At 41.3% G+C, this 21,742-nt stretch carries 19 protein-coding genes; 6 read left to right on the forward strand and 13 right to left on the reverse strand.

Annotated features, from left to right (window positions below):
* Positions 1-88 precede the first annotated feature (88 nt).
* The 7 genes from G9Q97_RS05920 to G9Q97_RS05950 form a co-directional block, all read right to left on the reverse strand.
* Positions 89-859, reverse strand: a complete 771-nt coding sequence (locus tag G9Q97_RS05920) for a 3-ketoacyl-ACP reductase (protein ID WP_166144086.1) — start codon at positions 857-859, stop codon at positions 89-91.
* Positions 860-871: 12 nt separating this feature from the next.
* Positions 872-2,014 carry a Gfo/Idh/MocA family protein gene (locus tag G9Q97_RS05925; RefSeq protein ID WP_166144088.1) on the reverse strand — a complete coding sequence of 381 codons (1,143 nt, stop codon included), beginning with the start codon at positions 2,012-2,014 and terminating at the stop codon, positions 872-874.
* A 16-nt stretch (positions 2,015-2,030) separates the two neighbouring features.
* Positions 2,031-2,861: a sugar phosphate isomerase/epimerase family protein gene (locus G9Q97_RS05930; RefSeq protein WP_166144126.1), complete on the reverse strand. Its 831-nt coding sequence runs from the start codon at positions 2,859-2,861 to the stop codon at positions 2,031-2,033.
* A complete protein-coding gene (locus G9Q97_RS05935; RefSeq protein WP_166144128.1) occupies positions 2,858-4,240 on the reverse strand; it encodes a glycoside hydrolase family 88 protein in 1,383 nt (460 codons plus the stop codon). Before G9Q97_RS05935 ends, G9Q97_RS05930 begins: the two co-directional genes overlap by 4 nt.
* A 151-nt stretch (positions 4,241-4,391) precedes the next feature.
* On the reverse strand, positions 4,392-5,288 hold the full coding sequence (locus G9Q97_RS05940; protein WP_166144131.1) for a helix-turn-helix domain-containing protein: 897 nt from the start codon (positions 5,286-5,288) through the stop codon (positions 4,392-4,394).
* Between the two features lie 556 nt (positions 5,289-5,844).
* Positions 5,845-7,224, reverse strand: coding sequence for a TIGR00341 family protein (locus tag G9Q97_RS05945; RefSeq protein WP_166144133.1), 1,380 nt, complete (start codon positions 7,222-7,224; stop codon positions 5,845-5,847).
* A gap of 331 nt (positions 7,225-7,555) precedes the next feature.
* Complete coding sequence (locus G9Q97_RS05950) at positions 7,556-8,458, reverse strand: DUF3078 domain-containing protein (protein ID WP_166144135.1); 903 nt, start codon at positions 8,456-8,458, stop codon at positions 7,556-7,558.
* Positions 8,459-8,600: 142 nt separating this feature from the next.
* Between G9Q97_RS05950 and G9Q97_RS05955 the strand changes: the two genes are divergently transcribed.
* The 3 genes from G9Q97_RS05955 (at position 8,601) to G9Q97_RS05965 (ending at position 10,192) form a co-directional block, all read left to right on the forward strand.
* Entirely contained in the window at positions 8,601-8,876 is a 276-nt protein-coding gene (locus G9Q97_RS05955; RefSeq protein ID WP_166144137.1) for a DUF202 domain-containing protein, read from the forward strand.
* 84 nt (positions 8,877-8,960) lie between these two features.
* On the forward strand, positions 8,961-9,170 hold the full coding sequence (locus tag G9Q97_RS05960; RefSeq protein WP_166144139.1) for a hypothetical protein: 210 nt from the start codon (positions 8,961-8,963) through the stop codon (positions 9,168-9,170).
* Between the two features lie 128 nt (positions 9,171-9,298).
* Positions 9,299-10,192, forward strand: a complete 894-nt coding sequence (locus G9Q97_RS05965) for a Ppx/GppA phosphatase family protein (protein WP_166144141.1) — start codon at positions 9,299-9,301, stop codon at positions 10,190-10,192.
* A gap of 3 nt (positions 10,193-10,195) precedes the next feature.
* Here the strand turns inward: G9Q97_RS05965 and ppk1 are convergent, their stop codons facing one another.
* The gene (ppk1, locus tag G9Q97_RS05970; protein ID WP_166144151.1) at positions 10,196-12,319 is read right to left on the reverse strand and encodes a polyphosphate kinase 1; all 2,124 of its coding nucleotides are present in this window, start codon (positions 12,317-12,319) and stop codon (positions 10,196-10,198) included.
* A 108-nt stretch (positions 12,320-12,427) separates the two neighbouring features.
* Complete coding sequence (gyrB, locus tag G9Q97_RS05975; RefSeq protein WP_166144153.1) at positions 12,428-14,389, reverse strand: DNA topoisomerase (ATP-hydrolyzing) subunit B; 1,962 nt, start codon at positions 14,387-14,389, stop codon at positions 12,428-12,430.
* Positions 14,390-14,670: 281 nt separating this feature from the next.
* Between gyrB and G9Q97_RS05980 the strand changes: the two genes are divergently transcribed.
* From G9Q97_RS05980 to G9Q97_RS05990, 3 genes are read left to right on the forward strand one after another with little or no spacing between them, the layout of a single operon-like run.
* Complete coding sequence (locus G9Q97_RS05980) at positions 14,671-15,420, forward strand: bacteriorhodopsin (protein WP_166144155.1); 750 nt, start codon at positions 14,671-14,673, stop codon at positions 15,418-15,420.
* 59 nt (positions 15,421-15,479) lie between these two features.
* Entirely contained in the window at positions 15,480-16,634 is a 1,155-nt protein-coding gene (locus G9Q97_RS05985) for a lycopene cyclase family protein (protein ID WP_166144157.1), read from the forward strand.
* Positions 16,621-17,508 (forward strand): Brp/Blh family beta-carotene 15,15'-dioxygenase, encoded by an 888-nt coding sequence (locus tag G9Q97_RS05990; RefSeq protein WP_166144159.1) that lies wholly within the window; start codon positions 16,621-16,623, stop codon positions 17,506-17,508. The genes G9Q97_RS05985 and G9Q97_RS05990 overlap by 14 nt, the downstream gene beginning before the upstream one ends.
* Here G9Q97_RS05990 and G9Q97_RS05995 read toward each other — a convergent pair.
* The 4 genes from G9Q97_RS05995 to G9Q97_RS06010 all read right to left on the reverse strand — a co-directional run bounded on the left by G9Q97_RS05995 (position 17,505) and on the right by G9Q97_RS06010 (position 21,737).
* Positions 17,505-17,879 (reverse strand): CoA-binding protein, encoded by a 375-nt coding sequence (locus tag G9Q97_RS05995; RefSeq protein ID WP_166144160.1) that lies wholly within the window; start codon positions 17,877-17,879, stop codon positions 17,505-17,507. The genes G9Q97_RS05990 and G9Q97_RS05995 overlap by 4 nt on opposite strands.
* Positions 17,880-17,913: 34 nt before the next feature.
* Positions 17,914-19,497 (reverse strand): NAD(P)/FAD-dependent oxidoreductase, encoded by a 1,584-nt coding sequence (locus G9Q97_RS06000; protein ID WP_166144162.1) that lies wholly within the window; start codon positions 19,495-19,497, stop codon positions 17,914-17,916.
* A gap of 3 nt (positions 19,498-19,500) precedes the next feature.
* Positions 19,501-20,463, reverse strand: a complete 963-nt coding sequence (locus G9Q97_RS06005; RefSeq protein WP_166144164.1) for a tryptophan 2,3-dioxygenase family protein — start codon at positions 20,461-20,463, stop codon at positions 19,501-19,503.
* Between the two features lie 176 nt (positions 20,464-20,639).
* On the reverse strand, positions 20,640-21,737 hold the full coding sequence (locus tag G9Q97_RS06010; protein WP_166144165.1) for a DUF1573 domain-containing protein: 1,098 nt from the start codon (positions 21,735-21,737) through the stop codon (positions 20,640-20,642).
* Positions 21,738-21,742 lie beyond the last annotated feature (5 nt).

The following is a 21,742-nucleotide window of genomic DNA, read 5'->3' on the forward strand; positions in this document are numbered from 1 at the left end:
ATACAATTGTTGTTGGAATATAAACAAAGATAGATGCATAAGCTCAAATGGCCGGGAAAAGTACCGGCCATTTGAATGTATGCCAAAATTAAAGTCTGGGAATGGTCAATCCCCCATCCACCATGATTACCTGGCCTGTAGAATAGGGAAAATCACCCTTGGCCAATGCCGCCACTGCCAGACCAACATCCTCAGGTAATCCCCATCTTCGCTGCACACAAAGTCCGGAACCGATCAGCTTATCATATTTATCCTTTACTCCGGAGGTCATATCAGTGGCAATAACACCTGGCCTTACCTCAAAAACAGGAATATCGTATTCTCCCAAGCGGACAGCAAAAAGCTGGGTAGCCATACTCATTCCGGCTTTTGCCACACAATATTCCCCTCTGTTGACTGAGGCTACAGTGGCAGAAATAGAAGATACATTGATAATGGATCCTTTGAATTCAGCCGCATCATTTTTTTGCGCAATCATCCAATTGGCTGCCAGTTGAGAAAGGAAATATGCCGAATTCAGATTGGTTTTCAACACATATTCAAAGCTCTCTTCCGTAGCTTCAAGAATGTCCTTCCTTTCTTTTGGGGCTACGCCGGCGTTATTAACCAATACGTGCAGGCGGTTGAAATGGGATTTTATCCGGTCCATGATGCCCTGCCTGTCCCTTGCACTTCCTACGTCCCCCCGGCAATACAAAACATCAGCCCCTAAATCCTTCAACTCCTCCAGGCTCTCAGCAGTATCCGCTTCCTCGCGCATGCCATTGATGGCCAGGTCAAATCCTTCTTTGGCCAGGCACTTGGCAATTCCAAGACCTATTCCCCTCGATCCGCCGGTAACTAAAGCTACATTTTTCATAATCAATTTAAATTAAAGGTCAGGAATGTCCACCCATGCTCTTTTCTCCCAGCTTTCCAGGCCTTTTTCCGCAAGCTGAACTCCTTTCGCTCCTGCTTTCATGTCCCAGGGAAAGGGTTCATCCGCAACCACGTGTTTCAAGAATAACTCCCACTGCACTTTAAAGGCATTATCCATAAGTTCCTGCTCCGGAACCCTGGCCCAACCGTCGTAGAAGTCGATAGGCTGCACGATATCCGGATTCCAAACCGGTTTGGGCGTATTCCCATAATGTTGGATGTGACATTCTCTCAGGCCGGCCACGGCAGAACCCTTTGTTCCATCTACCTGAACCGTGAGCAGATCATCCCTGCGGACCCTAACCGTCCAGGAAGAGTTGAAATGAGCAATGATATCGCCTTCCAGCTCAAAGGTGGCATAGGCTGCATCATCAGCCGTGCATTTATACGGCTTGCCCTGCTCGTCTACACGTTCCTTGATGTGCGTTGCACCTGTACAGGAAACAGCCTTAACATTGCCAAAAATATTATCCAGTACATACCTCCAATGGCAAAGCATATCCACGATGATACCGCCATCATCCTCTTTTCTGTAATTCCATGAGGGACGTTGGGCCGGAATCGTATGTCCTTCAAATACCCAATAGCCAAACTCCCCCCTTACGGAAAGGATTTCACCAAAAAAACCATTTTCAATCAAACGCTTTAACTTTCTCAATCCGGGAAGCCAAAGTTTGTCCTGTACTACTCCATTTTTCACGCCTGCCTTTTGACAAATCTCGTGCAATTCCAATGCGGTGGCAGTGTCCACCGCTACCGGTTTTTCGCAATAAACATGCTTGCCCGCTTTGACAGCCTGCTTGACAGCATCTGCCCTTCGACCGGTGGTCTGGGCATCAAAATAGATGCTGTATTGATCATCATTCATGACCGCATCCAGGTCGGTGGTATATTTCGGCACGCCAGAGCGCTCACTGAGGGATTTCAATTTGGCCTCATTTCTACCCACCAAAACCGGATCAGGCATGATGGTATCTCCATTTGAAAGTTGTACACCACCTTGCTTGATGATTTCAACAATACTCCTCATCAGGTGTTGGTTGGTGCCCATTCTGCCGGTGACACCATTCATGATTATTCCTATTTTATGTTCCATACGTTAATTGGTTTTACTAGCAATGGTAATAACTTTCAACAATTTTATCCAAAAATTCCTTTTGGTCTCCCGCCCAATGGCGGTCTGAAAAAATCTCAACTTCGTTATATCCGGAAAAACCGGCCTCCTCAGCCCATCCCCTTATCTTAGGAATGTCTATGCATCCTTCACCCATCAATCCCCGGTCATTCAAAAAATCCACCGTAGGACTGAGCCAGTCGCAGATGTGGAAAGCAAAAAGATTTCCTTTTTGCCCACACCTCAACAATTCAGTTTTGAGGTCAGGATCCCACCAAAGGTGATAGACATCGGCGGCAATGCCTGCATAATCAGAATCGATGTTTTCAGCCATTTCATTGGCTTGTCTCAGGGTATTAACGGCTGACCGGGTATCGGCATACATGGGGTGCAGGGGTTCTATGGCCAATTTCACCCCATTTGCCATGGCATGAGGCAAGACCTTTTCAATCCCTTCCTGGATTTGCATCCTGGATGTTTCCAGTGACTGATCCGGGTCAGCCCCACATACCAATACGATCATGGGAGCGCCTAGAGCCGCTGCCTCATCTACCGCCTTGAGATTATCCTGAATGGCCAAATCCCTGTTTTTAGCTGAAACCGAAGGAAAAAAGCCCCCTCTCACCAGGGAAACTATATCCAGACCATGGCTTCGTAGCCGATCACCTGCGGCAGAAATATCCCTGCCTCCCAGGTATTGCCGCCATACCGAAACCCCTTTGACACCCGCCTTTTCATAATTTTCAGCGGCCTCTTCCAGGCTCCAGGGTTTAGTGGTAATGGTATGGACACAAAGTTTACTCAGGTCTTTTATGGGTGCTGCACTCATGACAAACAATTGTAGAAGGTGTAATAAGGATCTTTATCGATAATGCGCTGAACATACAGGGCCAGTTCACGGGCGTGGTAATCCCCCCACATACTGGACTCGTTACAGGCAATTTTTTGGCCTTTCGGCACATTATCCCAACCATTTGGCTGGTGGTAGATGGAATGGAGCAATATTCCCTGATGGTCTTTGTCTGTGCTCAGATAAGGCTCCTCAAGCAGGGTTTTGAGTACGGTCAAGCCAGCCTGCCAGTATTTGTTACCTTTTTCTGTTTGTCCCTTTCTTTGCAGATAATGGCCCAGACGCAACAGTCCCTGGGCCCCAATGGCTGCAGCGGTACTATCCACAGGCTCATGCTCGTTGAAAGGATCTGCGGGACGAGATAGGTAATCACCTAATTTATGTAATGCAGGAGCTCCGGTATCCCAGTAAGGCACCCCATCAGTAGGGGTATGCGCCAAATAAAAATCACAACTGGCGGTGGCAGCCTTTAACATAAATGCTTCTATTTCAACGGGGGAGCCATATGCTTTCAAGGCATCGTCAGAGAGATTATCCAGGTATTCCAATTCTTCAGCAAAGCCACACATGGCCCAGGCCAGTCCGCGTGTCCAGGTAGAAAAACCGGTATAGCCCTGTTGAGAATTGGGGCAGCGGTAATTGCCGTCATTGGTATTGAAAACACTTTCATGGGCCGTCCTTCCCCAGGTGTCGAAGCGATCCCTGCCCTCCCCGTAATAGACGGAGTAATCTGCGGTGGCTTTGGCATGTTGCAGCCCCCTGACCAACAAATTTACTTTTTTGTCATTCTCTTCCTGTAACACATGGCCCAAACTGTGGCTGAGCATCAAAATCCTTACGGTCCTGATGGTGTCAACAAATAATGAATGAGGACCGTTAAATGAATACATGAAACCCCCGTCCTTGATGTTTGTCCACCTACTTGCCTGGACAGCCCCTGAAATCTTCAGGGCCAATTCATAAAAGTTTTTCTCCCACTCCACGTATGGAATCTTTTCCTCTACCATCAGGCGTAACAAATTGCCATAGGTGCTGACATTGTTAAAGCCATGGTCATGTACACCTGAGTGGCTGATGTGTGGGGCCATCAATTGCAGGGTTTTCATTTTTCCTTTGTCAAGGAAACCCTTTTCACCGGTAGCGTCAAACTGAAGTATAGAAGATCCAAACTGAAATCCCTGGGTCCATTCGGTCCATCCTCTGGTGGTATACTTTCCATTTACTGTAAAAACCGGTGAGCCCTGGTTTTGGGGATACTCCTTATCTATAGAAGTGATTTTTTCAGCCGAAAGCTGCCAAAATCTTTCCAGTCCCTTTTTCAGGTCAATGGGTTTAATTTCAGAATCTATTGCTATCATTTTTTTAAAGGGTTTACATTTGTTTGGAATAATCAACTTCAGAAAATAATTTCAGAATTTTAGTCTGAACACATGCCACTAAATCATGTACTTTTTATTTATGAGGTTAAAGGTATCTTTAAACAGAGTCATTAAAAAGGTGTTTTTCGATTTAATGCTGGTACTTTTCGTTTTCTATTCTTCTAAAATCAGAAGGGGAAAAACCCGTTTTCCTCTTAAATATCCTACTGAAATAAGAAGGGTCCTGATAATTCAATTGATAGGCAATTTGCTTATTGGACAAGTCGGTATAAATCAAGTATCTTTTTGCCTGAAGCATCAAGCGGTCAAGAATGATCTCTCCTGCCGTAAAACCGGTAATGTTCCTTACATGTTTATTCAAGTTGGCCGGTGACAGACCCATCAGGTTTGCGTAATCCTGAACCTGATGAACTTGGTTGAATCGCTGTTCAACCAGTGCATTAAACTGTTGAACCAATGAAAAATGAGGATCCATGGTTTTATTTTGCTCTGCGAAATACCTCATATAATACTGTTTACACTTGATCAGGAATATCTGCAGGTAATTGCGTAGTATATCCGAGGTGAAACCATTCCATTGCAGGTATTCTTTGCGTATTTGTAGGATCAAAACCAAAAGCTCATTAAAATCTGCGGGATCCAGATTTAAAATCGGAATCAAAGTAGGATTGTTGAAAAAGGGCATTTGAAACAAAGGGTCCTCATGGTAGGCTTCCAGGGCATAAAAATCCCTGGAGAAAACCATCAGATAACCATGGTAATCATTTTCTCTGCTGATGAGGTGAACCTGTCCGGGTGAAAGAAAATGTACACTATTGGAATGGATGACATGAGATTCAAAATCTATATCGTGCCTACCGGCCCCGTTAACAAAAACACACACTTCATAGTATCTGTGTCGATGAGGGCGGGTTGTTTCATGGGGGTAGGTTTTGCTTTGAATGGTCTTCCCCTGAACTTCATAAATCTGAAATGCCCGCTGATTGGTAATCTCAGGCATCTCATAGGTTTTAATTGGCTCTCCCATCAGGCATTGTTACTTTTTACGGCAAGTTAAGGAAAAATTGAAAAGCAACCTTTTTTAAATTCCTTAATGGAGCGTGAATTTAAATATTCAAAATTTCCTTTTTTAAATTTTTACACGGATTCAATTAAAAATATGGTATTTTTTTCAATTATTCATTAATATATTTTCAAAGTTAATCCAATTGTATTACCTTTGAAATATCAAACAAAGACAAAAGGTCTTCAATTTTGGTGAACAAAGGAAACCGGCAACATCTCCAGGCTCCTTAACTGTTACAAAATTGTTTCACACTGTAGGATGATGAAATTGGCAGACATGCCCTCCTGTCTCGGGGGTGGGGAATCCAGGAAAAAGCAAGTAGCGAGCTCGTATTTTGCCTAACTGCCCCGTGGAGGTTCGACTCCTTCTCCTACAGCAGGTTATTTTGGGTTTATTGTTAATTGACTAAAGCTATGAGACAGTGTTTCATAGCTTTTTGTGTTTTCAGGCGGGGTCAGTAGAAAGGAATTCAAAATAAGAAATATACTAAGTGCGGAAAAAGCTCCCTTAAAACCCCTTATTTGATAATAAGTGCAATCGAATCCGCTTTGGTTCTAACCCTGAGCCAATCTTTCAAACGTTTTTCCTCACTCTCGTCCGGCAAATTTTTGAATGTCGCAATGGCAATCATAATGGTGTCCTGCCTGTTCTCTGATAAATTTGCCACTACTGATCTGTTTATGGAGAAAGCGGTCAAACCCGCATGATTTACCCTGGCCTCCAGGGCCAAATCATTGACCATTCCTGTTGAAGCAACATACTGGGCTACTTCTCTCTCCAAAAAGGCAATTTTTTGATCCTTGTCCTGAATCATGGCCTCATTTCTTTCATACAAATCCTTCAGTACATCAGAACGCAACATGTTCATATCCATTCCCGTATCACCACTTTGTTTTACTACCAGATAAGTGCGGGTTAATTTAAAAGCTGCAGTCTTTTTCTGAATGATGGAAATTTCTTCATCATCTATGCGCTGCCCTACCAATGCCACTTCGATCACACTGCTGTCCGGTTCATAAAAATAGTTACTGTTGATGATTTGGGTACTTGGAAAATCAAATTCTGTCTGCACAAATTCTTTGGCGGATTTTTCCCAAATGGTTCTTCTCACAATATTATATGCCAGGTATATACTCGGGACTACGGTAAGCAGAATAAAAATGCTGATGTAATTTCTAACTCTTTTTTCTCTCCGTTCATCTACAAACTCCTTTTTGGGAAATCCCATAAAGCGGACAATCAGATAAGTTGACAGACTTATAAATACGGAATTGATAAAAAACAGGTAAAAAGCTCCTAAAAAATAATACAGGTTCCAGGTGGCCAGGCCATACCCGGCAGTGCAAAGAGGGGGCATCAGTGCGGTGGCAATGGCAACTCCGGGAATGGCGTTGCTTTTTTCCTTTCTCGAACCAGCAATAATCCCCGCCAGTCCGCCAAAGAGTGCGATCAAAACGTCCCATATGGTAGGCTCGGTCCTGGCAAGTAGCTCCGATTGTGCTTCATTCAACGGTGTAAAAGAAAAATAAAGCGTGGAAGTCATGATACTTATCAAGACTGCTATTCCCAGGTTTTTCAAGGATTTCTTAATCAGTTCAAAATCATTGATCCCGGCTCCCAATCCAATACCCATTATGGGACCCATCAAAGGAGATATCAACATGGCGCCAATAATAACGGCAGTAGAATTTACATTAAGCCCGACAGAGGCCACCAGGATGGCAAATATCAGGATCCAAAGGTTGGCACCCCGAAATTCCACATTCTTCTTGATGTATACGATGGTCTCAATTTCATCTTCCTTACCTTCATGCAGGTCAAACCTGTCTCTGATAAAGGTCAGTAAACCTGCAATTTTGTTGGATAAGACAGATAGTTTTTGTTTTTCGGAATTCATTAAAACACTTTCAACAATTAAGTACGAACGAAAATAAGCAGAAAAAAATCATCCGAATAAAAAAATGGTAAAATCCCAGGTAAGTTTCTTTAATCCATAAAAAGATAAATCTTCCTTTTGGTTTCAATTATTTGTTTTTCTACAAGCAGTTGTTCTGCAACAAAGACTTAAGCGGTTTGTGGATATTAAATAAAATGCAAAAAAGCAGGAGAACCTCTCCTGCTTTTTATTTTGAAAACTAAACCAACTATTATTTAACTACCATAATACAAACAAAATTAACAATAACTGTTGAATTACCAAATTTACCAGCCAAAAAGTAAACAAAAGTCTATTTTTTGTTACCTACCTTGTAGAGAATACCCAATGCCAGTGCCTGGCTGTATTGGACTCCAGGATCCTGATCCTTATCATAAAGACCGATTCCGGTGAAGGTCACGTTGATAATATTGGTGATTTTGGCTGTTAAAGTCACATCCAGCCGGTGGTCTATGTTCTCTAATGACAATGTTTGGTAGTTGGCATACATGGCGTACCTGGATTTAAGGTTGAGGTTTTCACTCAGGTCTTTATCCAGACCGGCAAAAACCTGCATGGCCAGCCATTCAACCCTCACCATGTCTCCGGCTGGAACCCCGTAATTGGATGGCACATTGTTAATGATCTCGGTATCATTTACAAAAGTAAACCGGGGAGAAAAAGGCCCAATTCGTAGAAAAAAAGTATTGTTAGGCTTGTACTCAAAGCCCAAAGAAGAAGTCAGAAAACCAGGGGCCATGAATTTAGAAATCAATGTTCTGCTTCCGTCATCATTAAAGTTATACCCGGCTGCAAATTGGGTCAGGTAGTTTACTGAGAAGTAACTGGACCATTTTTCGGTCAATTGGTAGCCTAATTTGGAATCCAAAAATATCCTGTCATTGGATTTTCTGGTTTGCTCCCCCTCATTGCTTACGATACCAAATAACAGTTCAAGCTCATTGTCCCAGGAAACTTTATCTTTCCTGTATAGTGCCTTGCCCGCTATTATGCTTCCAAAAGCGACAGAATTGACTCCCCCTGCTTTCCAGTTATTACTGAAACCAGCCTGATTAAAGTTCAATCCAGCACTAAATTCGGATTGCCAATAGCTGGTATCCTTGGGAGTCAGATCCGGTGTTGTGTTTTGCCCCTGAGCCTTTGAAAAGCCAAAAGAGAGAAAAGTTGCCGTGAGGACCAATACTATTTTTTTCATACCCTGATTTTATTAATTTTAAAATAATGTGATAAAACCCACATTTGTTTGAAAATTTAAGCTTTAATTTTGAGGTAAAGCGTTAATAAATTAAAGTTTTTGGGTTTAAATAAAATTCAAAATCTCTAGCGAAAACAAATTTATGGAAAATCAAACAGAAGATTTACTGATTGTAAGAGATTTTTTGGCCAGGCAAAGGACCAAGCTAGCCAATGACAGGACCCTTTTATCCTACATCCGTACCAGCCTTTACTTTATCGTCAGTGGAACGGCCTTGATAAAAGTGGAAGACCTGGAAAATGTAAAGGAACTCGGTTATTTCTCGTTTCTGATTAGTATTGCATTACTGGTACTGGGATTTATAAATTTTTTTAGGCTAAAGAGAAAGTTAAAAAAAGGGAAATATGAAAAAATGTAAATTTTTATTTTGATTTATCAATCAATCATAACAATTGGTAAGCTATTTGTACTGACTTGGTTCTAATCAACCTTTCAAGTTACTATGAAAATTTTAGGAATTATTCTTATTGTTGCCGGTATCGTTATGTTTTTGATAACTGGTATATCTTATACCACAGAGGAAACGGTAATTGATGCAGGACCTTTGGAAGTAAATGCCGAAAGTGAAGAAAGCATTAACTGGCCGCCCTATGCAGGTGGAATTGCAGTCATTGCCGGCTTTGTTTTGTTGGCTGTTGGAAAGAAAAAATAGATGACCGAAGATCAATAATTTGTAAATGGATTATTCATAAATTAGGGGAGTTGTTTTTTCCATTCTGGGAACGGGAGAAACAACTCCCTTTTCGCCGTAATTATACGTTATTTTTAAGGAAAATTATATTGAAACTTGCAGCTGTAGACATAGGGTCAAATGCCATCCGGCTACAAATCACCAAAGTCAATTTCTTTCAAGAAAAATATAATTTTAAGAGGCTTGAATACCTGAGGTTTCCTCTTCGGCTGGGAAACGACACCTTCAAAAAGAAAGAGATTGGTCCGGAAAATATCCACCGACTAAAGGAGTTGATGCGAGCGTTTCAAATTCTGATTCAACTCTATGAAGTGGATGCTTACCTGGCTTTTGCTACTTCTGCCATGAGGGAGGCAAAAAATGGAAAAATTCTGGCTGAGGAAATCAGAAGAGAAATCGGTTTGAAGATACAATTGATTGATGGCAACAAGGAAGCTGAGCTTATCAATAAATCATTATGGAATCATATTGATAAAAAAACTTATCTGCACATTGATGTCGGAGGGGGCAGCACGGAGTTGAATGTTTTTAAAAACGGAAAAAAAACAGCTGCAAAATCATTCAAAATTGGTTCCGTGAGAACCCTTGAAAACCAGACCTCCCAGCCTTTGTTTTCGCAGATGGAACAGTTTATCAATGAACATTTGTCCCGGGAAAAAAATGTTATAGGCATAGGCACCGGAGGAAATATCAATAAGGTCTTTGAGCTGGCGGCTGTCAAAGGAAAGGGATTGTTTTTGCATGTATCCAAAATCAAAGAGGTATTGAGCAAGCTGGAAAATTTTTCTACTGAAGAAAGGATCAACCTGCTTAACTTGAATGAAGACCGCGCTGATGTAATCATTCCTGCTACCAAAATTTATTTGGTGGCCTTTGAAAAGGCCCATGTCCAAAAAGTAATGGTCCCTGCCCTTGGCCTGAAAGATGGTATGATCCAACAACTTTTTGATAAAAAAAGACAGGAATTTTTTCCTGTCTCATAAATTTTACTCTATTAGTTTTACCCCTTCTATCATATCCGGGCTTAATTGAAAAAACTGTTGGTGGATATTAAAGGGTTCCTCCCCTTCTTCCGGATTTTTACTGATATACTGCCCATCCTCCTGCATCACATATGCATTTTCATTGTCTTTCAGGTTAAAACGAATGATATTCATCAGCTGTTTTTGTAAAAACTCATTTTCAACCCTAAATAAGGATTCAAGTCTTTTGTCAAAGCTCCTGACCATGGCATCGGCGCTTCCTACATAAGTCCTGAAATCCCCATTATTGTGAAAATGATAGATTCGGGAATGTTCCAGGAAATCCCCGACGATAGAGATCACTTCAATATTTTCACTCAGTCCTTTTCTTCCTGGGCGCAAACAACAAATACCCCGAACAATTAATTTAATCTGCACGCCTGCCTGTGAAGCTTTATAAAGGGCGAAAATAAATGCAGAATCCTCCAGAGAATTGATTTTAATGAAAATCCCCGATGGCAAACCCTTGCTTGCATTTTCGGCTTCAATATCTATAAATTCAATCAACTTGTTCCGCATATCTCTGGGAGAAGTGATCAAATTTTGATAGTTGGTAGGAGCAGAATGTCCTGTGATTACATTGAAAAACTCTGAAACATCATTTGCCAGGGTTTCATTGGTGGTCAGTAAGCCAATGTCTGTATAAATGCGACTGGTCTCTTCGTTATAGTTACCTGAACCCACATGCACGTAACGGGTAACCCTATTTTCCTCTTTTTTGACAATAAGCATTAGCTTGGTGTGGGTCTTGAAATTACTGACCCCATAGATCACAAAGCAACCTGCTTTTTGCATCTTTTTGGCTTCCCGTATATTGTTTTCTTCGTCAAAACGGGCTTTAACCTCAAATAAAACAGAAACATGTTTGCCATTTTCCACAGCTTTTAATAAGGCACCTACGATCCTGGAATTTTTTGCCAGCCTGTAAATGGTCATTTTTATAGCCATTACATGGGGGTCATCTGCTGCCTTGTCCAGCAAATCAAAAATGGGTTCCATATCATTATAAGGGTGATGCAACAATACATCCTTATTTTTCAAAACCTGAAAAATATCTTCTGAAGCAGCTTCAGGATAGGAAAGCGGGGGTATTGGATTTGGAACAGGCGGTATCCTGTCTTTGAAACGTTTGTTGCCTATTATCTGCCAAAGCCCTGTAAAATCCATCAGGCTTCTTCGCTCTATTTTAAAGATACTATCGTCGTGAAGGGTCCACCTTTGCTTCAGTAAATTGACCATCCATTTGCTGTATCCTTCTTCAATCTCTATCCTAACTACCCTTCCTGTCTTCCTTTCGTTGAGTTTTCTTTTCACTTCCTCCAAAAAATTAGAATCCATGTCTTCACTCTCCTCGAGTGTGAAATCGCCATTCCTGGTGATTCGGAAAAGATTGATAGATTCTATGGTTACATTCCTGAAAAGGGAAACTATATGTTCCCTGATCATTTCTTCTATGGGAACGTAAATCGTTATCTCTTCCCGTTCCAATTCAAAAAACCGTGGTATATTGGAAGGGATCTGAACAAAGGAGAGCTTTTTGTTGTCCTTTTTTTCACCTGGTCCTATGGTTACGACGCCAAAGATCAGGAGTTTGTTCATCAGGATGGGAAAAGTATGGTAGCCATCAAAAACCATTGGGGTAAGCATGGGATAAACGGCCTTGAAAAAATAATCTTTGATCGTTTTTTGTTCTTTTTCTTTTAAATTCCCCACATTACTCATGATGAATCCCGCTTCTTCGGTCATGGGCAGTAATTCTTTCACAAATTGTCGTTGTAACCTCTTGTGAAAATTTTGGGACTCAATCATTAATTTTCTTTTGAAATCATCCTCCCTTAATCCTGAATAATCAATCCTAACCTTATCGTAATCCAGGTAGTTGTAAAGCGACCCCACCCGAATCATAAAAAACTCGTCCAGATTAGAAGCAGTAATGGCCAGAAATTTGAATTTTTCAAAAATATTTCTCCTGTCCTTTTTAATCTGGTCAAAAACCCTCTCGTTAAACTTGAGCCAGCTCAGGTCCCTGCTAATGAGTTCACTGTTGTGAATGGTTTCTTCTATCTTATCGGGTTGGATGAGTTTCATAGTTGTTTTCTTTTTCAGGCAAAAAATCGACCAATGATACTAAATAAATCATAAAATAAAAAAAGGGCAAACCGCCCTTTTTTATTTCAGAACGCAAAACCATAGCAATTAAGTATCTATTTTGGCATATTTTGCATTTTTTTCAATAAAGTCTCTTCTTGGAGCCACTTCATCGCCCATCAACATACTGAAAAGGTGATCGGCTTCAGCAGCCGATTCAATGGTTACCTGTTTCAAGGTTCTTGTTTCTGGATCCATGGTGGTAGTCCAGAGTTGTTCCGGATTCATCTCACCAAGACCCTTATACCGCTGAATACCCACACTTTCCACTTTTCCTTCTGGGGCAAGCTCCTGAGTGACCCGCTTTCTTTCCTCTTCAGACCAACAATACCTTTCTTCTTTCCCTCTTTTAAGCAAATATAAGGGAGGAAGGGCAATATAGACATATCCGTTTTCTATAAGGTTTCTCATGTACCTGAAAAACAAGGTCAGGATCAATGTACGGATATGTGATCCGTCAATATCTGCATCGGTCATGATGATTATTTTATGGTAGCGGAGATGGGAAAGATCCAATTCCTTTTCGTCATTTACCGTACCAAATTTCACACCCAATGCAGTCAGGATGTTTTTTATCTCATCATTATCATAGATTTTATGCTCGTGGGCTTTTTCTACGTTCAATATTTTACCTTTAAGGGGCAAAATGGCTTGAAAATCCCTGTCTCTGCCTTGTTTTGCTGATCCGCCAGCAGAGTCTCCTTCGACCAAATACAATTCGCAAACAGTGGGGTCCGAATTGGCACAATCAGCAAGCTTGCCGGGAAGTCCTCCTCCACCCAAAACATTTTTTCGCTGTACCATTTCCCTTGCCTTTTTGGCGGCAAGTCTGGCCTGTGCTGCCAATACAACTTTGCCTACGATAATTTTGGCTTCCTTGGGATGCTCCTCCAGCCAAAACTGCAGGGCTTCTGATACCGCATTATCCACAGCTCCGGTTACATCGGAATTTCCAAGTTTCGTCTTGGTCTGTCCTTCAAATTGGGGCTCAGCTACTTTTACGGAAATGACTGCTGTCAACCCCTCCCGAAAATCATCTCCGGAAATGTCTATTTTTACTTTTTCAAGCATACCGGATTTATCGGCATAGCTTTTCAGGGTACGCGTAAGGGCCCTTCTAAACCCTGACACATGGGTTCCACCTTCATAGGTATTGATGGTATTCACATAGGATACCACGTTTTCAGTGTAGGAGTTATTATAACTCATGGCTACCTGTACCGGTACTCCATTTTTTTCAGTATCTATGTAAACAGGGGTGTCAATGATTTTTTGTTTGGTTTCATCAAGGTATTCCACAAATTCCACCAAACCACCCTCTGAATAAAACTCATCGGTACGGTATAACCCGTCCACATCCTTTTCCCTTAAATCTTTAAGTAAAATCTTAATCCCAGCATTCAGGAAAGACATCTCACGCAGCCTGGTGGCGATCGTTTCATACTTAAAATCCAGGACCTGGAAAATTTCATGATCAGGTTTGAAGTGAATATGGGTTCCCCTGTCTTCAGTCTTTCCGATCTCCCTTACCTGATACTGCGGAACGCCCCTGACATATTCCTGCTCATAAATCTTTCCCTGCCGATGAACGGTTGCTTTCAAAGAAGAGGACAGCGCATTGACGCAAGACACCCCTACCCCATGTAGTCCTCCTGAAACCTTGTAAGTATCCTTATCGAATTTACCTCCGGCATGAAGGACAGTCATGACAACTTCCAATGCGGATTTGTTTTCCTTGGTATGAAAATCAATCGGTATACCCCGGCCGTTATCCTCTACGGTAACGGAATTGTCCTCATTGATACTTACGGAAATGAAATCACAATGACCGGCAAGTGCCTCATCAATGGAGTTATCTACCACCTCCCAAATTAAATGATGCAGGCCTTTTACGCCAATATCGCCAATGTACATGGCAGGCCTTTTTCTTACTGCTTCCAAACCCTCCAGAACCTGAATATTCTGGGCTGAATAATCGTTTCTGTTTGACGACTTTTTTTCCTTACTCATAGATCAATTTCATGGCAAAAGATAAACCTTAACCATTTCAAAATTTAAAAACCAAATTAAAGACAAAAATAGGTAAAAAAACCGGATTTTTTTAGCAAAAATCTGCTATTGTTCGCTAAAAGTTGCTTACTGAATCAGACAACTTGAAACCAAATTCACGTAATTTATACACTTTTTTTATATTCTTTAAAATTAAATTAAAACAAATTTTATTGTATTTAATTATATAATCAATAAAATTTTATTCTAAACTTTATTGATTTTCATTTAACTAAAAAATTATGTATTTCGTATTATTAGCAGAAATTATCGGCTTAGACCGGATCATCAACAGTGATCCGGTAGCCATTACCTTTTTTATTGGGTACATGGCCATGTTTGCTTCCGCTGTCTTTTTCTTTGCAGAAAGGGCATCGGTAGATGGGAAATGGAAAACTTCCCTGTTGGTGTCGGGACTTATCACAGGAATCGCTGCGATTCATTACTATTACATGAGAGATTTCTATCTCCAAACCGGTTCTAGCCCAACAGCGTTCAGGTATGTGGATTGGACCCTTACTGTACCCCTGATGTGTGTGGAGTTTTATCTATTAACCAAACCCTTTGGAGCCAAAGGAGCGACATTGACCAAATTAATCATTGCCTCGCTGGTGATGTTGGTAACAGGTTATATAGGGGAAACCTCCGGCTTAGACAATAATATTTTCTGGGGCATTGTGTCTACTTTGGGCTACCTCTATATTGTGTATGAAGTTTTTGCCGGGGATGTTGCTAAATTGTCTCAATCTTCTGATAGCCCTGCCCTGAAAAAAGCCATGTTTCTACTTAAAATCTTCATTACCCTGGGTTGGTCGATATATCCGATTGGCTACATGGTACTGCCAGGTAATTTATTGTCGGGTCTGTTTGAAGTAAGTAGTATTGACCTCTTTTACAATCTCGCAGATGCAATCAATAAAATTGGTTTTGGTTTGGTAATCTATTCTGTTGCCATCAAAGAATCCAAAAAAACTACTGCTCAAGTAGCCTAACCATTGTAGACTTACAGGTACTGAAAAATTATCAGTACCTGTTTTTTTTTAAAATCAGAATGACCTACAAACTTATCATTACCGGCCTTGGGGCAGCGGGATTGAGTATGCTCTACCATTGCATCAACAGTCCTTTACATACTGCTGATATTTTGGTCATAGACAAAGGTATGGACCAAAAAACAGAGAAATCCTGGTGTTATTGGTCGGATAAGCCTCTTGATATTCATCCGGCACAAAAAGAAGCACCCACTTCCTGGAAAAGAATAAAAATTATTTCCGATCAGGGGATTTTAGAAAAACATCTTGGCCAGCTTAACTACTACATGGTTTCATCAACAGAATTTTACCGGGAAATATGGGCGAAGGTCAAAGCCTATCCCAACATTACCTATATCCAGGATGAAATCACAGATATTACTTCCCAAAACAACTTATCGACTGTTGAAACGGTCCATAATGGATCATTTAAAGGGGAATTGATCTTTAACTCTTCCATTTTTTCTGGTTTAACATCCTCCCAAGCGCTACTGCACCAATCCTTCCTGGGTTGGGTAATTGAATCCAGGGAAGCGGCTTTTGACCCGGAGAGTGTAACCTTAATGGATTTTAGGACTCCGACAAAAAACAACTCTGACTTTGTATACATTCTCCCCTTCGGAAAACGAAAAGCGCTGGTAGAATACACACAATTTACCAGGGAAAAGCAATTGAATAATGCTTTACTCCAAAAAAATCTTCACAAATACATAAGGGATACTTTGAACATTGAACAATACAATATTTTAAGAAAAGAGCAGGGGTTTATACCCATGACCACAAAAGGAATTTTGAGTAAAACCGGTCCTTCCATTATACATTCAGGCACCATTGGAGGTTGTACCAAACCGGCCACAGGTTACACTTTCCATAATATCCAATTGCATTGTAAAAACATTGTTGATGCAATTGTCAAAAACTCAGCGGGAAACTTAAAATCTCATTTTCCCAGAAAAAAAAGGTTTAGCTTCTACGACAATATCCTTTTAAATATCGCCTATAAATGGCCGGAAAAATTACCTGCAACTTTTTTTAATCTGTTCCAGGTAAATAAGGGTGAAGAGATATTGCGGTTTCTACATGAAAGTACCGATATCTGGCAAGAAATTGCCTTACTCAAAAAGGTGAAATTTGGAGTCTATTTAAAATCGTTGGGTAATTATGAAAAGTATTGAAAATTCTTCAAAAATCCTGGCCCTTATTTTGGCAACCTCAATGTCCTTTATCCCTGGTGATTTTGAATTTTATCACTATTTGTGGTTTGCCATTGTAATGGGATTGGTAGGAATACCCCATGGGGCAGTTGACCACATTCTTTTTCAAAAAACTTCTGGCACAAAACCTCAGCTATCTTTTTTTTTAAAGTATTTGACTATTGGCCTGATATACTTGTTGACATGGATTTTCTTACCCCAGTTCTCCTTATTTATATTCCTTTTGATTTCAATGTACCATTTTGGTCAGGGACATTGGATTGGAAAGCCAAAAAACAACCTGGCAACGCCGTTCTATTTAATTGTTGGAGGGTTTTACTTAAGCATCATTCTTTCGGGAGACTTTGCAGCAACAAAGGTAGTCCTGGCACCAATTCTGACCCTAAATGAAATTCCGGATTTCCCCCTATGGCTCATTCCAGTTTTGCTATGGGTGACAGCCTGGATCTTGGATCAGACATGCAATAAATCAAACGGCCCCTTACTCTTCGAAATGATATGGCTTGGAATTTTTCTATACCAACTTCCACTAATCGTTTCCTTTACCACCTATTTTGGATTTTGGCATTCCCTCCCCAATCTTTTGAACATTTATAAGGATATCCGAAAAGAAAATCCAAAGGCTGATTATTCGGTATTTATTCCTTTTTCTTTCTTAAGCTTATTTGGAATTGGCATCATTTTATTGGTTTCCCATACCTGGTTTACAACAGCCCAATTAACTTTGCTCTTTTTTGTATTGGTGAGCCTGATATCGGCACCTCACATATGGATTATGGAGAAATTTTTCCAAAGGCAAAAAATGCAGCGCGCCATTAAGTCTCAGGAGGTTTAAAACTGACTAGTCTGCAACATTACCAGATTGCAGGCAGCCAAAACCTCTACACCTTTTGCTTCCGCCATTTCCATGAATTCAACATTCTCAGTCCCCGGATTAAAAATCATCCTTGTTGGTGACAGGGAGAGGATGTAGGAATACCATTCTGGTTGGTTTTTGGGCCCAATATAAAGTGTAATGGTATGCACATCGGGAATGAAGGGTTTTTCCCTCAGGTTCATGATTTCCTTCCCAAAAACTTCTCCCGTTTTGATCCCAACTGGAACAAAGGGAACCCCCTTATCCCTGAGCATTCTGGCAGCAGTATACGCATACCTTGAGGTATTGGGGCTGGCACCGATAATCACTGTCTTTTTATCTTTTGTCATATTTGTAAATTCAGCATGGATGATACAACAACCTTCAAGCCAATTTCCCTTTGTACCTGCCAATCAATTTTTCTACGCATCTTTCTCCATCCATGGCCGCAGAAACGATTCCACCAGCATAACCTGCCCCTTCTCCACAGGGGTACAACCTGTTGATCTGAGGATGTTCAAAGGTTTCCCTATCACGGGGGATGCGCACAGGAGAAGAAGTCCTGCTTTCCACACCTATCAATTGCGCCTCGTTGGTATAATAACCTTTCATTTTTTGCCCCATCAAAGGGAAAGCCATGGCCAGCCTTTTCCCAATAAATTCAGGGAGAATTTCATGCATGTCTATACTTTTAATCCCTGGTTGATAAGAAGTTTTTAAAAGTTGACTGCTTGACTTATGCCGGACAAAATCAACCATACGCTGTGCTGGGGCTGTTTGGGTATTTCCTCCTGCCCGACAGGCAGCCTGCTCTATTTCTTGCTGAAAATACATGGCCGCCAATGGACCATATTGCCTGTAAGCCTTAAGGTCTTCCAATTCCACCGCTACCACAATCCCGGAATTTGCAAATTTCCCATCTCTCCTGCTAGGGCTCATCCCATTCACCACAATCTCCCCCGGTGAAGTGGCTGACGGAACAATAAACCCACCCGGACACATACAAAATGAAAATACACCACGCTTTTTTCCGTCCAAAACTGTTTGCTGAACCAGGCTGTAAGCCGCAGGTGGCAAATATTCTCCCCTTTCCACCGGACAATGGTACTGTATGCGGTCAATGAGGTTTTGGTCGTGTTCGATGCGCACACCCAGCGCAAAGGGTTTGGCGGCTATGAGCACTTGCCTGCGATCCAGAAGGCGGTAAATGTCTCTGGCGGAATGCCCTGTGGCCAATATCACCCCCATCCCCCTCAACTGCTCGCCTTCCCTCGTACTGACACCACTGATGCTCCCATTTTCCAAAATAAAGTCTGTCACTTTGGTATTGAAATGGATTTCTCCCCCGCTATCAAGAATTCGCTTGCGCAGGTTTTCTACCAGCATGGGTAATTTATTGGTACCTATATGGGGGTGGGCATCTACTAAAATCTCTTCTTTTGCACCATGGGCTACCAATATTTCCATGATCCTGCGAATATCCCCTCTTTTTTTTGAACGGGTATATAGCTTACCATCAGAATAAGTGCCGGCACCACCTTCTCCAAAGCAATAATTGGAATCCGGATCCACAAAATGCTGTTTGTTTAAAGCTGCCAAATCCCTTCTTCTGGACCTTACATCCTTACCCCTCTCAAGGATAACGGGTTTGACACCCAATTCTATCGCCCTAAGTGCTGCAAACATACCTGCCGGACCGGCGCCCACTATAAGCAGCTGATCCTTATCTCTGACATTGGGATAGTCTCTTTCTGATGAAATCAGGGGTGGCGGATTAGCAGCTGCATACACCTCTACTGTCACATTTACCCTGACTTTCCTTCCCCGCGCATCTATGGACCTGCGAATGGGTCGGATAATCAATCCCCCACTATCTGATAAACCGGACTGTTTGGTGACTACCTGTTGAAATAATGTTTCGTTAAACGCCTCCTCTGGAGAAATAACCAGATCCAATACTTTTTTCATTGCTTATTTCACTCCCCCAAGCAGTTCTTTTTCCACCCAGTTCTTACCCCAATTATTGACTTCTTCCTCTGACCAGAGATCCGGATAAAAAATAACTTTTTGAAATCGGGGAGGAAGAAATTTTTGCCAATTGGTTCCGCCGGTGGCGGCGATATCCATTGGGTCTTTCTGAAGGTATTTCACAGCAGATTTGTAATGCGCCAGGGGCCAGTAGACATTTGCCTTTTCATCCAATTCCCTCATCAAATCCGTCAGTTCCTCATCTTTATCGGGCAGGTACAAATATTTTTTCCACAGGTTGTTCTTCCTGAATTTGGCAATGAGTTCTTTCAGAGAGCCGCCATATTTTTGCTCAAAGGATTTAAGCGTCAGGGTTTTTTTTCCTGTTGCCAGCTCTTTGGCCCCATACTGCCAGTAAAGTATATCAAAAAGACTGTCGATACTCGTCAGATTGATGTCTTTGTAATCTTCTCGCTCTGCGAGGTAAACCAGATTTTGAATATCCGTACACATGATTTCAATCATCCGGTATTGGGCACTTTGAAAGCCACTCGCCGGAAGCAGAGACATACGGAACTTCATAAACTGCTCACGTTCCATTCCTTTCCACATGACAGCAAAAGAGGATATCAACAGATCAAAATACATGATCACCCGCTTGAGTCTGTTTTTAAAAAAACCTATCTCAATATCCTTTACCGCCGCCATTTGTTCCAATTCCCAAAGTATCAGATTGAAATACAACTCTGTGATCTGATGGTAAATGATAAATATTTTTTCATCCTTAAAGGAGGTTTTGGGCTGCTGCAAAGTCAATAAAGTATCCAAATTGATATAATCCCAATAATTTAGATAATCAGCATGAAGCAATCCTTCCAAATAGGATGAAAGGTCCTGTCCGGAAGACCTGAACTTTTCTTCCAACTGTCTGATTTTATCAACGATTTCTTTCTTGGGATGATCCATGCAACTCTACAATAATATTCTCTTTTTTTGGATGAAAAGGCAGAGCCTGTTTTCTAAAGTAAACCAAAATTCCGTTTTAAATGCCAAAATAACAAGCTTGTCCGATATATTAAGGTCTTATTTGCCATTATAATAAAACGGCTGCACTGACAAATCCGGAATTTTCAAAAACCCGCTTAATCTATTCTGCTTTTGATGATCACCATTTGGGTTGGGTTAATGGGGTCGTTGCTGAAGAAAGTCAGGGTTTTATGGTCAATTCCCCTTCTCCCTTTCGGGTCAAAAGTAAAAACAATATCTGCTCTTTGGCCTGATTTGAGGTCATTTGTGGGGAGTTCAAAAGACAGGCAGGAGCAATTGGATACCACTTTTCTCAGGTTTAAGGGTTGAGGACCGGTATTTTCCAGGGTCAGGGTTCCGGAGATTGGTTTATTGGAACTGATTCTTCCCAAATCGACTTCCTGTTCACTTATTTCTAGTTTTGGAACACTGTCAAGTTGATTTATTGGAGTTGGGTCAAAATATTCATGAATAACAGCGATTAATTTCAAGGACAATTCCATTTTTTCAGAAGAAATAACGGATAATTCCAGCTCTTCTTCCACAAAACCAAAATCATTCTTTATGGCTGGATCGTAGGTAATTTCCAAAACCCCCCGGCTTTCCGGCTGTACCACAGACGGGACCATTTGAACCTGTATGTAATCTGGAATATTGTTTTGTACCTGATTCAACTGAATGGGGGTATCTTTGAAATTGTAAAAATCAAGCGGTTTGATTTTAGCTTGATTGGTAAAAAGGGTACCCAAATTATTGGTTTCAAATACAAAACCCAATCCATTCTTTTTTACTTGATAATGCGATTGTGGATTTTTGGGATAAGGCACATTTACACCTTCCAGGAAAAGTGAATCCCCATCCTGGTCAAGGTTTGTTTTGACCAGAATCATTTTGGAAAAAGTACCACCCCGCGATTGATGGTCATAGGTTACCTTTACCTGCCCAACTTTTCCGATACCGATAGTGTCCCTTGAAAAATCAGCCACGGTACAGCCACAATCTGTTTGAACATCTTCAATCAGAACATTTGTGTCTGTATTATTGACAAAATAAAAATCAGCGGTTGCTGTTCCGTTCTCTTCCAGAACAGCACCGATATTTAATTGTTTTTTTTCCCAGACCAGGCCAGAACCTTCAACATCCTGACTCTTAACGTCCGGCGAACAGGAAAACAATAAACTTCCAAGCCCAAATAAAAATACTATCCTCTTCATACCAG

It is taken from the genome of Cyclobacterium plantarum (genome assembly GCF_011290685.1).
Taxonomy (GTDB): Bacteria; Bacteroidota; Bacteroidia; order Cytophagales; family Cyclobacteriaceae; genus Cyclobacterium; species Cyclobacterium plantarum.